General features: G+C 68.2%; 12 protein-coding genes and 2 pseudogenes. 9 read left to right on the top strand and 5 right to left on the bottom strand.

The annotated features are described in order from the left end of the window. Positions 1–344 (bottom strand): annotated as a pseudogene (locus tag A5692_RS20580) (ATP-binding cassette domain-containing protein); the annotation flags it as partial. On the opposite strand from A5692_RS20580, the pseudogene A5692_RS20575 reads away from it, so the two are divergent. The 3 genes and pseudogenes from A5692_RS20575 to A5692_RS20565 all read left to right on the top strand — a co-directional run. Beyond that, a pseudogene (locus A5692_RS20575) lies at positions 328–717 on the top strand (ATP-binding cassette domain-containing protein); the annotation flags it as partial. The pseudogenes A5692_RS20580 and A5692_RS20575 sit on opposite strands and share 17 nt — an antisense overlap. Further along, positions 714–2450: an ABC transporter ATP-binding protein gene (locus A5692_RS20570; RefSeq protein ID WP_068059173.1), complete on the top strand. Its 1737-nt coding sequence runs from the start codon at positions 714–716 to the stop codon at positions 2448–2450. The pseudogene A5692_RS20575 and the gene A5692_RS20570, both read left to right, overlap by 4 nt. Before the next feature lie 87 nt (positions 2451–2537). Continuing rightward, on the top strand, positions 2538–3614 hold the full coding sequence (locus tag A5692_RS20565) for a phosphotransferase family protein (RefSeq protein ID WP_068059181.1): 1077 nt from the start codon (positions 2538–2540) through the stop codon (positions 3612–3614). A gap of 4 nt (positions 3615–3618) precedes the next feature. On the opposite strand, the gene A5692_RS20560 is transcribed toward A5692_RS20565, so the two are convergent. Genes A5692_RS20560 through A5692_RS20550 form a run of 3 tightly spaced genes read right to left on the bottom strand, consistent with a single transcriptional unit; the run spans position 3619 to position 6119 of the window. Beyond that, positions 3619–4047, bottom strand: a complete 429-nt coding sequence (locus A5692_RS20560) for a pyridoxamine 5'-phosphate oxidase family protein (RefSeq protein ID WP_068059171.1) — start codon at positions 4045–4047, stop codon at positions 3619–3621. A gap of 46 nt (positions 4048–4093) precedes the next feature. Then, positions 4094–4915: a mycofactocin-coupled SDR family oxidoreductase gene (locus A5692_RS20555; protein ID WP_068059169.1), complete on the bottom strand. Its 822-nt coding sequence runs from the start codon at positions 4913–4915 to the stop codon at positions 4094–4096. 31 nt (positions 4916–4946) lie between these two features. Continuing rightward, entirely contained in the window at positions 4947–6119 is a 1173-nt protein-coding gene (locus tag A5692_RS20550; protein WP_068059179.1) for an acyl-CoA dehydrogenase family protein, read from the bottom strand. A gap of 120 nt (positions 6120–6239) precedes the next feature. On the opposite strand from A5692_RS20550, the gene fabG reads away from it, so the two are divergent. From fabG to A5692_RS20520, 6 genes are all read left to right on the top strand, one after another. After that, entirely contained in the window at positions 6240–6980 is a 741-nt protein-coding gene (gene fabG, locus A5692_RS20545; RefSeq protein ID WP_068059177.1) for a 3-oxoacyl-ACP reductase FabG, read from the top strand. After that, the gene (locus tag A5692_RS20540) at positions 6977–8203 is read left to right on the top strand and encodes an acetyl-CoA C-acetyltransferase (protein ID WP_068059167.1); all 1227 of its coding nucleotides are present in this window, start codon (positions 6977–6979) and stop codon (positions 8201–8203) included. Before fabG ends, A5692_RS20540 begins: the two co-directional genes overlap by 4 nt. Next, complete coding sequence (locus A5692_RS20535) at positions 8200–9393, top strand: CoA transferase (RefSeq protein ID WP_068059165.1); 1194 nt, start codon at positions 8200–8202, stop codon at positions 9391–9393. Before A5692_RS20540 ends, A5692_RS20535 begins: the two co-directional genes overlap by 4 nt. A 25-nt stretch (positions 9394–9418) precedes the next feature. Beyond that, positions 9419–10612, top strand: coding sequence for an acyl-CoA dehydrogenase family protein (locus tag A5692_RS20530; RefSeq protein ID WP_068059163.1), 1194 nt, complete (start codon positions 9419–9421; stop codon positions 10610–10612). Positions 10613–10614: 2 nt separating this feature from the next. Continuing rightward, positions 10615–11307 (top strand): GntR family transcriptional regulator, encoded by a 693-nt coding sequence (locus A5692_RS20525; RefSeq protein ID WP_068059161.1) that lies wholly within the window; start codon positions 10615–10617, stop codon positions 11305–11307. A 71-nt stretch (positions 11308–11378) separates the two neighbouring features. Further along, positions 11379–11741, top strand: a complete 363-nt coding sequence (locus tag A5692_RS20520; protein ID WP_068059159.1) for a hypothetical protein — start codon at positions 11379–11381, stop codon at positions 11739–11741. Here A5692_RS20520 and A5692_RS20515 read toward each other — a convergent pair. Further along, positions 11717–13115 (bottom strand): class I adenylate-forming enzyme family protein (locus A5692_RS20515; protein WP_068059157.1); only part of this gene is annotated, 1399 nt, incomplete at its 5' end. The two genes, A5692_RS20520 and A5692_RS20515, sit on opposite strands and share 25 nt — an antisense overlap.

Here is a 13115-nt window from a genome sequence, read left to right as displayed (position 1 = left end):
ACAGCGATGGTGAGCCGCTGCCGTTCACCACCCGACAGCCCGCCGCCCGCTCCGAGCACGGTGTCGTAGCCGTCCGGCAATCGGATGATCCGGTCGTGGATCTGCGCTTGGCGCGCCGCCTCCTCGATTTGCGCCGCGGTGGCGTCCGGGACGGCCAGGGCGATGTTGTCCGCGATGGTGCCGTGCACCAGCTGGGTTTCCTGCAGGACGAACCCCACCTTCGCGTAGAGCTCATCGGCGGTCATCGACCGGATATCCTGTCCGCCAATGCGTATGGCGCCGCTCTCGACGTCGTGGAACCGGGCGAGCAGGGCGGCCAGCGTCGACTTGCCGGATCCGGACGGCTACGACACCGTGCTCGGAGCGGGCGGCGGGCTGTCGGGTGGTGAACGGCAGCGGCTCACCATCGCCCGCGCGATCCTGGCGGACACCCCGGTGCTGATCCTCGACGAGGCCACCGCGTTCGCCGATCCGGAGTCGGAATACCTTGTGCAGCAAGCCCTCAACCGGCTGACCCAGGACCGCACCGTGCTGGTGATCGCCCATCGCTTGCACACCATCACCGGCGCCGATCAGATCGTCGTGCTCGACCACGGCCGGGTCGCCGAACGCGGCGCCCACGACGAGCTGCTGGCCGCCGACGGCCGCTATCGACGGCTGTGGGACGGCGGCCGGCGGGATCGGGTGGTCACGACGGCCCAGGAGGGGGCGCGATGATCCGCACGTGGTTGGGCCTGGTTCCGGCGGATCGCCGCGCCCGGGTGATCGCCTATGCCGCGCTTGCATGGGTCTCGGTGGTGGTGCGGGCGGTGGCCACCGTATTGCTGGTGCCACTAATCGGCGCCCTGTTCGGCGACGCGCCGGGGCGCGCGCTGGCGTGGCTGGCGTGGCTCACCGCCGCCACCGTGATCGGCTGGGGCATCGACACCGCGACTGCGCGCATCGGCTTCGAACTCGGTTTCGCCGTGCTCGACCACAGCCAGCACGACCTGGCGGACCGGTTGCCCCGGGTGCGGCTGGAGTGGTTCACCGCCGAGCGCACCGCGACCGCGCGGCAGGCGATCGCCGCCACCGGGCCGGAACTGGTCGGTCTGGTGGTCAACCTGCTGACACCGCTGACCTCCGCCATCCTGCTGCCCGCGGCCATTGGGCTCGCCTTGCTCCCGATCTCCTGGCAGCTCGGGCTGGCCGCGCTGGGCGGTGTGCCGCTGCTGCTGGCTGCGCTGTGGGCGTCGGGGCGGCTGGCCAGGCGCTCGGATGCCGCGGCCGACGAGGCCAACAGCGTGCTCACCGAACGGATCATCGAATTCGCCCGCACCCAGCAGGCGTTGCGGGCCGCGCGCCGGGTCGAGCCGGCGCGCAGCCTGGTCGGCGATGCCCTGACCGCCCAGCACGGGGCAACCATGCGGTTGTTGTCCATGCAGGTTCCCGGCCAGCTGCTGTTCAGCCTCGCCAGCCAGCTGTCGCTGATCCTGCTGGCCGGGGCGACCGCGGCGATGACCATCAACAAGACCGTCACCGTCCCCGAAGCCATCGCCCTCATCGTCGTGATCGTGCGCTACCTGGAGCCGTTCACCACGATCAGCGAGCTGGCGCCGGCGTTGGAGAGCACCCGCGCCACGCTCGACCGCATTCGTGCCGTCCTCACCGCGCCGCTGATGAACGCCGGGACCGCCACGTTGCCGAGCGCGGCGGCGCCCCGCATCGAGTTCGACGACGTCACGTTCAGCTATGACGGCGCGACCGCACGGGTGCTCGACGGGGTGAGCTTCACCTTGGAGCCCGGCAGCACGACGGCGATCGTGGGGCCGTCGGGATCGGGCAAGAGCACCATCCTGGGTTTGATCGCCGGCCTGCACGAACCCGGTCGCGGCCGCGTCTTGATCGACGGCGTCGACGCGGTGACGCTGGACGCCGAGGCCCGTCGGGCGGCGAGCACCGTCGTTTTTCAGCATCCGTACCTTTTCCATGGGTCGATCCGCGACAACGTGTTGGCCGGTGATCCGGGCGCCGACGAGGAGCGGTTCGCCCGGGCCGTGGCGCTGGCCCGCGTCGACGAACTCATTGCGCGACTGCCCGAGGGCGCTGCCACGGTAGTCGGCGAGGCCGGCTCGGCGCTGTCCGGCGGTGAACGCCAACGGGTCAGCATCGCGCGGGCGCTGCTCAAGCCTGCGCCGATATTGTTGGTCGACGAGGCGACCAGCGCGTTGGACACCGAAAACGAGGTCGCGGTGGTCGATGCGCTGACGCTTGACCCGCGATCGCGCACCCAGGTGGTGGTCGCGCATCGGCTGGCCAGTATCAGCCACGCCGACCGCGTCCTGTTCCTCGACGAGGGCCGGGTGATCGAGGACGGGACGGTCGGCGAATTACTCGCGGCGGGTGGGCGTTTCGACGAGTTCTGGCGCCAGCAGCACGAGGCCGCCGAATGGCGGATTCTCGCCGACTAGCTCACCGTTGTCGACCGCGGCTCTTGCGGTATGCCTTACAGTTTGTCAGTCGGACGGGGCTGTCCGGGTACAGGAGGCGTGCTGTTCATGAGTGCTGTGGTGTCGATTCCGCGGTATCCGGGCGACGTGACCCCGGAGTGGTTGTCGGCCGCGCTCAGTGGGCGTGGCACGTCCGTGGAGGTTGCCGACGTCGACGTGGTCGCCATCGGCACCGGGCAGACCGGCGCAACCTACCGGGTCTCCGCGCGATACGCGACGGATCCCGGCGACCTGCCGCACACGTTCGTCATCAAGCTGCCGGCGCAGGACGACACGGTGCGCGACCGGGTGGTCATCGGATATCGCAGCGAATGCGCGTTCTACTCGTCCGTCGCAGACCGGGTGCAGGTGCCGACGCCGCGCTGCTTCTACTCCGAGATCACCGACGATGCCATGGAATTCGCGTTGCTGCTCGCCGATCAGGCCCCTGCGCTCCAGGGCGATCAGCTCGCGGGGTGCGGGGAGCGAGAAGCGGGCCTCGCGGTCACCGCCCTGGCCGGCCTGCACGCGCCCAGCTGGTGCGATCCGGTCTGGCTGGATTTCCCGGGCATCGCGTTCGGCAGGCCGGATGAAGCGGGCGCGGGCGGCATGGGCGAGGTGGCGAAGATGAGCGCCGACATCACCCTGGACAAGCTGGGTGACCGGATGAGTGCTCAAGACCGCGATACCTTCAGCGGCGCAATGGGTTTGATCACGCCGTGGCTGCTCTCCGAGTACGACCGGTTCGCGCTGCTGCACGGCGACTATCGTTTGGACAACCTGCTGTTCGATCCGGGCCTAACCCGGGTCAGTGTGGTCGACTGGCAGACGCTGGGCGTCGGATTGCCGGCCAGGGATCTCGCCTACTTCACCGCGACCAGTCTCAACCCCGAGCTGCGCGCGAGCATCGAAGAACAGCTGGTCGCCGACTACCATCGCGCGCTCACGGCGGGCGGTGTCACCGGTTACGACGCCGAAACGTGTTGGCGCGATTACCGACTCGGGGTGCTGCAGGCACCGCTGATTTCGGCGCTGGGGTTCGCGTTCGCCGCCGCGACCGAGCGCGGCGACGACATGGTGCTGGCCATGCTGGGCCGCGGTTGTCAAGCGATCCGCGAGCTGGGGACGCTGGAGCTGATCGGCTGAGACCTCAGAGGTCGCCGGTGAAGTCCGCGCTCATCCAGCGGTCCGGGCGGATGGTGTACATGACCTCTTCCACACCCTCCATGCTGCGGATGAACGCCCGCGCGCCTTCCTCGCCGAGGTAGCGGATCGCGATGGCCTCCTGCACGTCGGCGGGTGCGGGCTTGGCGGTGTCGACAACGGTGCCCTCGACCACCACGTACTGGTACGGCACTTCCTCGCGCTGGACCACCAGCGTCACCTTGCCGGCCCGATCGATCAGTCGGGCCTTGCGACTGGCCGCCCCGGTCATGATCCGGACGTTCCCGCCGGGGGTGTAGTCGTACCAGATGGGAACACTGGCCGGCGGCCGGCCGTCGGCGGCGTCGACGGACAGCACCGCCACGTGTGTGTCGGCCAAGAACTCCTGACGTTCGCTCTCGGTGAAGGCTTTCATGTGGCCTGCAATCGCCGCTGCCGCGAATCTATTCCCGAGCCGCCGATCAGTATTGCGTCGACCCCTGGTCGACGGGGATCCGGGCGGCGGTGACCTTGCGGGACTCGTCGCTGGCCAGCCAGCACACGGTGTCGGCGATCTCCTCGGGCTCGGCAACCCAGTCCGGCAGGAACGGCGTGAGCACGTGCGACAGCTGCGGGTTGGTCTCCATGGTCTTGGCCACCGTAGTGACCATGTCGCCCGTTCCCATCGGCGTGTTCACCGGCCCGGGATGAACGCTGTTGACCCGGATCGAATGCTTGCCCAGCTCGGCGGCGAAAGCCCGGGCCATCCCGGTGACGGCGTGCTTGCTGGCGGTGTAGTGAACCATGAACGGCTGCATCTTCATGCCGGCCGCGGAACTGATCAGGATGATGGATCCGCCCCGCCCGCCCTCGATGATCTTGTCCGCGCCGGCCATCACGGTGTTCCAGGTGCCGGTGACGTTGATGTCCATGACATCGCGGAAGTTCTCCGGCGTGATGTCGTTCCAGGCCTGCGGAGCCGCAACGCCGGCGTTGGCGACGATGATGTCCAGCCGCCCGAACGCGGCGACGCCGTCCTCGACGGCCTGGCGGAGTCCCTCGAAGTCGCGCGTGTCCACGACCGAGGCGATGATCCGGCGATTCGTCTCTTCCACCAGGCGGACGGTCTCGGCCAGGTCGTCGGGAGTCGCCGGGTCGTAGGGGACGCAGGACGGGAGCTTGCCGGCGATGTCGACGGCGATGATGTCGGCCCCCTCGCGCGCGAGGCGAACGGCGTGCGCCCGGCCCTGCCCCCGCGCCGCTCCGGTGATGAATGCGACTCTGCCTGCAAGCTTTCCGCTCATAGCTGCTCCTCTGCTGGGGTCGGCCGCCCCGTCAACGCTGTGCCGCCTTGACGAGGTTTGATCCGATGATCAATCGCTGAATCTCGCTGGTGCCCTCGTACAGCCGCAGCAGTCGGACGTCGCGGTAGATGCGCTCGACCGGAACACCGTGCATGTAGCCGCTGCCCCCGTGGATCTGCACCGCGAGATCGGCGACCTTGCCGGCCATTTCGGTGCAGAACAGCTTGGCCGCCGACGGCGCGACCCTGCGGTCTTCGCCCGAGACCCAGAGACGGGCGGCCTCGCGGACCAGCGCGCGGCCGGCCAGCACCCCGGTCTGCTGGTCGGCGATCATCGCCTGCACCAACTGAAAGTGCCCGATCGGCGTGCCGCCCTGTGTCGCGGTGGCGGCGTAGGAGACCGATTCGCCGAGCGCGCGCTGAGCGGCGCCCACCGCGAGGGCGGCGATGTGCACCCGGCCGCGGGCTAGCGAGGTCATCGCCGCTCGATAGCCGATGTCCTCGTTCCCGCCGATCAGCGCGTCGGGTCCGACGCGGACGTCGTCGAATCTGACGTCGGCCGTCCAGGCGCCTTCCTGGCCCATCTTGGCGTCCTTGGCCCCCACCTCGACGCCCGCGGCGTCCGCGGGCACCAGGAAGACGGCGATTCCCGGGCCCTGGTCGTCGGCCGGCCGGGTGCGCGCGAACACCACGAACAGATCGGCGACGGGCGCGTTCGTGATAAAACGCTTCTGCCCAGAGATCACCCAATCGCCGTTGTCGCGAACGGCTTTGGTGCGCAGACCGGCCGGGTTGGAACCGGCGCCGGGCTCGGTCAAGGCGAAGGAGGCGACGACGTCGCCGGACGCCATCGACTCCAGCCAGCGAGCCTTCTGCTCATCGGTGCCGAAGCCGACCAGCACCTGTCCGGCGATGCCATTGTTGGTGCCGAACATCGAACGCAGCGCCAGGGACGTGTAGCCCAACTCCATCGCCAGCTCGACGTCTTGCATGAGGTTGAGGCCCAGGCCGCCCCACTCCTGCGGAATCGCGTAGCCGAACAGGCCCATCTTCTTGGCTTCGTCTCGGAGGTCGTCCGGAACGCGATCCTGCTCGAGGATTTCCTGCTCGCGGGGGACGACGGTGCCGCGGACGAATTGTCTTGTCTGAGCGAGGATCTCTCGGAAATCGTCGTCCGAGACTTCGGCGATTTCGGCGGTGGCCATCGACTCCACGCTCCTCTCCTGGTCCGGGGCACCCCGGTTCAGAGCAGGATCCTATATCAAATATGATATTTGCCTTGAGGGGTGTCCGACGGTGGAGACAACAGTGAAGGATGTGACCAGGTGTCGTTGTTGGCAGGTCAGACCGCGGTAATCACGGGCGGAGCGCAAGGGCTGGGGCTTGCCATCGCGGAGCGCTTTGTCGCCGAGGGTGCCCGGGTGGTGCTCGGCGACGTCAATCTCGAGGAAACCCAGGTCGTGGCCAAGCAATTGGGCGGTGACGACGTCGCGATCGCGGTCCGTTGCGACGTCACGGAGGCGTCCGACGTCGAAACCCTGATCCAAACCGCGGTTGAGCGCTTCGGCACCCTGGACATCATGGTCAACAACGCCGGCATCACGCGCGACGCGACCATGCGCAAAATGACCGAGGAGCAGTTCGATCAGGTCATCGCCGTGCATTTGAAGGGCACCTGGAACGGCACCCGGCTCGCGGCGGCGGTCATGCGAGAAAACAAGCGGGGTGTGATCATCAACATGTCCTCGATCTCGGGCAAGGTCGGCATGGTCGGGCAGACCAACTACTCGGCGGCCAAGGCGGGCATCGTCGGTATGACCAAGGCCGCGGCCAAAGAGCTGGCTTACCTGGGTGTCCGGGTGAACGCGATCGCCCCCGGTTTGATCCGCTCCGCCATGACAGAGGCTATGCCGCAGCGTATTTGGGACTCGAAGGTCGCCGAGGTGCCGATGGGCCGGGCCGGTGAGCCCAGCGAGGTCGCCGGCGTGGCGCTGTTCCTGGCGTCCGATCTGTCGTCGTACATGACCGGCACCGTCATGGAAATCACCGGCGGCCGACACCTATGAGCGCGGTCCGTGAAGCCGTTGTCTGTGAACCCGTCAGGACGCCGATCGGGCGCTACGGCGGGATGTTCAAGTCGCTGACCGCCGTCGACCTGGGCGTCACCGCCCTGAAGGGCCTGCTCGAACGAACCGGCATCGCGCCCGAGGCGGTGCACGACGTCGTACTCGGCCACTGCTACCCCAGCAGCGAGGCGCCGGCGATCGGGCGGGTGGTTGCCCTGGACGCCGGCCTGCCGGTGACGGTTCCCGGAATGCAGGTCGACCGCCGCTGCGGGTCGGGCCTGCAGGCGGTCATCCAGGCCTGCCTGCAGGTGGGCAACGGTGATCACGATCTCGTCGTCGCCGGTGGCTGCGAGAGCATGAGCAACGTCGCCTTCTATTCCACCGACATGCGTTGGGGCGGTGCCCGAACCGGTGTCCGCGTGCATGACGGGCTCGCGCGAGGACGCACCACCGCCGGCGGGCGCCACCACCCGGTGCCCGGCGGCATGCTGGAGACGGCCGAGAATTTGCGCCGCCAGTACGGCATCTCCCGTCTGGAGCAGGACGAGCTCGCCGTGCGGTCGCACCAGCGGGCGGTGGCCGCGCAGAAGGACGGGATCCTGGCGGAGGAGATCATCCCGGTGGCGGTGCGCACGCGCCAGGGCGAGGAGCTGATCGACACCGATGAGCATCCGCGCCCCGACACCTCGGTGGAATCGTTGGGCAAGCTCAAACCCGTGCTGGCAAGCGAGGATCCGGAGGCGACGGTCACGGCCGGCAACGCCAGCGGGCAGAACGACGCGGCCTCGATGTGCGTGGTGACCACTCCCGAGAAGGCCGACGAATACGGTCTGACGCCGTTGGTCCGCCTGGTGTCATGGGGGCTCGCGGGGGTGGCGCCCCACGTGATGGGCATCGGGCCCGTGCCCGCGACCGAGGCGGCGCTCGGCAAGGCGGGCCTGCGGCTGGCCGACATCGACCTCATCGAACTCAACGAAGCCTTCGCCGCCCAAGCGCTCGCCGTGATGCGGGAATGGAATTTCGGCGCCGCCGACCACGAGCGGACCAACGTGCACGGATCGGGCATCTCGCTGGGCCACCCGGTCGGAGCGACGGGCGGGCGGATGCTGGCCACCCTGGCCCGCGAACTCACCCGACGCGAGGCCCGCTACGGGTTGGAGACCATGTGCATCGGCGGCGGCCAGGGCCTGGCCGCGGTGTTCGAGCGGGTCGCCCCGACGTGATCGGGCCCCTGAGTGGTCTCACCGTCGTCGAGGTGTCCAGCTTCGTCGCCGCCCCACTGTGCTGCATGACGCTGAGTCAGCTTGGTGCCGAGGTGATTCGGATCGACCCGATCGGTGGCGCTTCCGACGTCCAGCGGTGGCCGCTGGCGGCGGACGGCACGTCGATCTACTGGACGGGGCTGAACAAGGGAAAGCGTTCGGCCACCATCGATTTGCGTTCCCCGGAAGGGCAAGACCTGGTCCGGCGGCTCATCGTCGAGGGGGACGGTGTGGTGGTGACCAACGCCGCCGGCTTGCCCTGGCTCAGCTACCAGGCCCTGGCCGACGGGCGCCCCGACGTCATCCACGTGCAGCTGCTCGGGCGCGGCGACGGGTCGACCGGGGTGGACTACACGGTCAACGCCGGCATCGGTTTCCCGCTCGTCACCGGCCCGGCCGAACATGCCGGCCCGATCAACCACGTGTTACCGGCCTGGGATGTCTGCTGCGGCCTGTACGCCGCGCTGGCCGTCGTCACCGCCCTCCGCCGCCGTGAGGCGTCCGGTGCGGGCACGCGGATCAGCCTGGCGCTCGAGGATGTCGCGCTGGCCACCGCCGGAAACCTGGGACTGTTGACCGAGCCGCAGGTCACCGGCTCCCAACGCCAGCGACTGGGCAACGCCATCTACGGCCAGTACGGCCAGGACTTCGCCAGCCGTGACGGTGCCAGGTTCATGGTTGTCACCCTGACCCGCAGGCACTTTCGCGACCTCGTCGACGTGACGGGCACCGGCGCCGCGGTGGGCGCGCTCGCCGACGCGTTGGGCGTCGACTTCGAATCCGAGGGTGACCGCTACCGCTATCGCGACGTGCTGTCCGGGCTGTTCGCCACCTGGTTCGCCGACCACACCGCCGAGGAGATCATCGCCGCTCTGTCGGCAACCACGGTGTTGTTCGAGCGGTATCGCACCTTCGCCGAGGTCGCGGCCGGCCCGAAGGTGACCGGGAACCCGCTCTTCTCCCGATTGCGTCAGGAGGGCCTGGGGGAGTACTTCGCCCCCGGCCTGCCGGTTGCGTTCGACGGCGCCCACCCCGCCGGCGCACCGGCGCCCGCCCTGGGTCAAGACACCGCCGAGGTCCTGCAGCGGCGCCTGGGCTTGACGCCCGGCGACATCGACCGCCTGACGGACGCGAAGACAATCGCTTGCTGAGCAAGCCGAAACGGAAAGACGACGCATGACCAAACTCGCCCAGACCCTCGGCCTGACCGAATTCCAGACCGAAATCATCGACACCGTAAGGCAATTCGTCGAGAAGGAAGTCATCCCCAACGCCGCCGAGCTGGAGCGCGGCGACACCTACCCACAGGACATCGTCGACCGGATGCGCGACATGGGCCTGTTCGGGCTGATGATTCCCCAGGAGTATGGCGGCCTGGGGGAGTCGCTGCTGACATACGCGCTGTGCGTCGAGGAGCTGGCGCGCGGCTGGATGAGTGTGTCCGGGGTGCTCAACACCCATTTCATCGTGGCCTACATGCTGCGCCAGCACGGCACCGATGCGCAGAAGCAGCGGTTCCTGCCGCGGATGGCGACCGGCGAGACGCGGGGCTCCTTCTCGATGTCGGAGCCCGAGCTGGGCTCCGATGTCGCCGCGATCCGGACGCGGGCCCGGCGCCAGCCCGACGGCGACTACACCATCGACGGGCAAAAGATGTGGCTGACCAACGGTGGGAGCTCGACGCTGATCGCGGTGCTGGTCCGCACCGACGAAGGCGCGGACAAGCCGCACCGGAACCTGACGGCGTTCCTGGTCGAGAAGCCGACGGGCTTCGGCGAAGTCGTGCCCGGCCTGGTCATACCGGGCAAGATCGACAAGCTGGGTTACAAGGGGATCGACACCACCGAGCTCATCTTCGACGGCTACCGGGCCGGCGCCGATGACGTTCTGGGCGGTATCCCCGGGCAGGGCTTCTTCCAGATGATGGACGGGATCGAAGTCGGCAGGGTCAACGTGTCGGCCCGGGCGTGCGGTGTCGGCATCCGCGCCTTCGAACTCGCCGTCCGCTACGCCCAGCAGCGCCACACCTTCGGCAAGCCCATCGCCGAGCATCAGGCCATCGCATTCCAGCTGGCCGAGATGGCCACCAAAATCGAAGCGGCACACCTGATGATGGTCAACGCGGCGCGGCTGAAGGATTCGGGCGAGCGCAACGACGTGGCCGCCGGGATGGCGAAGTACCTGGCCAGCGAATACTGCACCGAAGTCACTCAGCAGAGCTTCCGGATCCACGGTGGCTACGGCTATTCCAAGGAATACGAGATCGAGCGGCTGATGCGTGACGCGCCGTTCCTGCTCATCGGCGAGGGAACCAGCGAGATCCAGAAGTCCATCATCAGCAAGCGGCTGCTCGCCGAGTATCAGGTGTAGCGATGACGGTTCCGGATTTCGCGGCGCGACCGCAGCTTTCCGACGACGTCGCGCGCTTGATCCGCCAGCGGATCTTCGATGGCACCTACGTCGCGGGGTCCTACGTCCGTCTGGACCAATTGGCCGCCGAGTTGGGAATCAGCGTCACACCGGTGCGGGAAGCGCTGTTTGCCCTGCGCGCAGAGGGCTTGATCGCCCAACAGCCGCGACGCGGTTTCATGGTGTTGCCGGTGACAGGTCGCGACGTCACCGACGTCGCGAATGTGCAGGCACACGTCGGCGGCGAACTCGCGGCGCGGGCCGCGACCAACATCAGCGACGACCAACTGCGCGAACTCAAACAAATCCAGGCGGAGCTCGAAGACGCCTACGCCGGCGACGACGACGAGCGCACGGTGCGCCTCAACCACCAATTCCACCGGGCCATCAACGTCGCCGCGGACTCGCCCAAACTCGCCCAGCTGATGTCCCAGATCACCCGCTACGCACCGGAATCGGTGTTTCCCGCCATCCAAGGCTGGCCCGAACAGTCGATGAGGGACCACCGCCGGATCTTGTCCGCGCTGAAAAAGCGCGACGAGAAGCTCGCACGCGCGGCGATGGCGCAACACCTGGCCGCGGGCGCCGTTCCGTTGATCGACCACCTCACCGCGCGCGGCGTGGTCGTCGAGGGGAGCCGTCCGCCGTCCGGCTAACCGTTGTCTTGCGCGCCTGCCTCGGCATAGGCTGCCCTCTCAAGGGGGACAAGAACACAAAGCGAGGAAAAGTGCCCCGAACTATTCGCGCAGCGGCCGTATTCGTGGCGACTGTGTCAGCTGTCGCCCTGGCGCCGCCGGCCGTCGCCGACATGCTCGACCCGATTCCCGGCAACGGTGTCTTCGTGGTGGGTGTGGACATCGCGCCGGGGCTCTACCACACGGGTGGTTCGGGGTCGGTCTTCGGTGTCTGGATAAACAACGTGCCGACGCAGGAGTCGATGTGCTCGTGGTTCACCTACAGCACGCCCGATGCGAACAAGGACCATGTGCTGCAGACGAATACCTCGATCGGTCCGATGTACGCCAACATCAACACCTCGGTCAAGGCGTTCGAGTCGCAGAACTGTCAACCCTGGACCCGGGTCTCCTGATCCCGATTCGCGTCGCTCAGCATTTCCCGCAGTCGAGGTAGGTTGACCTTGCCGGTGCCGCCGCGCGGGACGTCGTCGTCGCATGTCAGCGGTAGCCAGACCGTCGGTACCTTGAAGGCGCTCAGCAGCTTTCGCGCACAACGACTCAGATGATCGGCGGACACCGCCCCGTCACACACCACGGCCGCACCGACCCGCTGGCCCGCCGTTGTGGGCACGTTGGTGACGAAGGCGCCACGGACGCCGTTGATGGTGCGCAGCGCCTGTTCGACCTCACCGGGATAGACGGTGGCGCCGCTGACCTTGAACATGTCGTCGCCGCGTCCGTGGTAGAACAGGAACCCCTCCTCGTCGACGCGGCCCAGGTCGCCGGTGGGGTAGAAGCCGTCGACGGTGAACACGTCCTCTCGGCCGCGGCCGCAGATGCAGCGCAGTGTGTGCGGTCCCCGAATCTGGATCATGCCGACATTTCCGCCCGGGACGGGATCGCCGCTCTCGGGGTCAACGATGCGAACCTCCATGCCGGGGAAGGGTTTTCCGCAGCTGCCCCACGCTGTCACCGGCATATCGGTGTCGGCGGGATAGCCGCAGTACGGACCGAACGCCTCGGTCATGCCGAACAGCGTGGCCCGGGCGCCGGGTTGGGCCCGCTTTTCGGGCGGGAGCAGGGCCTGCAGGCTTCCGGGTAGCAGGGCCGATAGGTCGGCGCCGACGGTGGCGGCGTGGCGCGCGAGCGTCTCGGCTTGGTCGGGCCAGCCGCGAAACAACGTCACCCGCTCGGCCTCCAGCAGTCGCAGTGTCGTCTCGGGCCGAGGTATCTCCTCGGTCACCAAGACGGCGCCGGCTAACAGCGTGGACAGGACTCCGCTGCCGAAGCCGCCCACCCAGAAGAACGGCATCGGGAGATACAGACGGGTGTCGGGGGTGATGCATCGCGCATCCAGGCCCGACCGGACCGCGCCAAGCGCGCTGCCGTGAGAGTGCATCACTCCCTTGGGGGGCCCACTGCTGCCGGAGGTGAACATGATGACCAACGGGTCGGCGGCCTTGACCCTTTCCGTCAGGGCGTCGACCAGTCGGCGGGCTCGAAGGCCGGCGGTCGCGTCGGCGAGCCGGTCGGCCGTCCAGACCTGACGCAGGGCGGGCAGCTCGGTCCGCGGTGCGAGGTCGTCGAGGTAGCGGTGCCCGCGGAATTCCTCGACGCTGACCAGCAATTGCACCGCGGCGGCCCGCAGTTGGGCGGCCAGCTCCCGCGCCGTCAGCAAGGTGCTCAGCGGAACCAGCACCGCCCCGACGCGGGTCAAGGCGATAGCGACCTGCACCCAGCGGGTGCTGTTGGGCATGATCAATCCCACCCTGGTGCCTTTTCCCACA

Source organism: Mycobacterium sp. E342, from assembly GCF_001667665.1.
Classification (GTDB): domain Bacteria; phylum Actinomycetota; class Actinomycetes; order Mycobacteriales; family Mycobacteriaceae; genus Mycobacterium.
The sequence above is the reverse complement of the archived record's forward strand: the minus strand, read 5'-3'. Positions and strand labels throughout refer to the sequence as shown.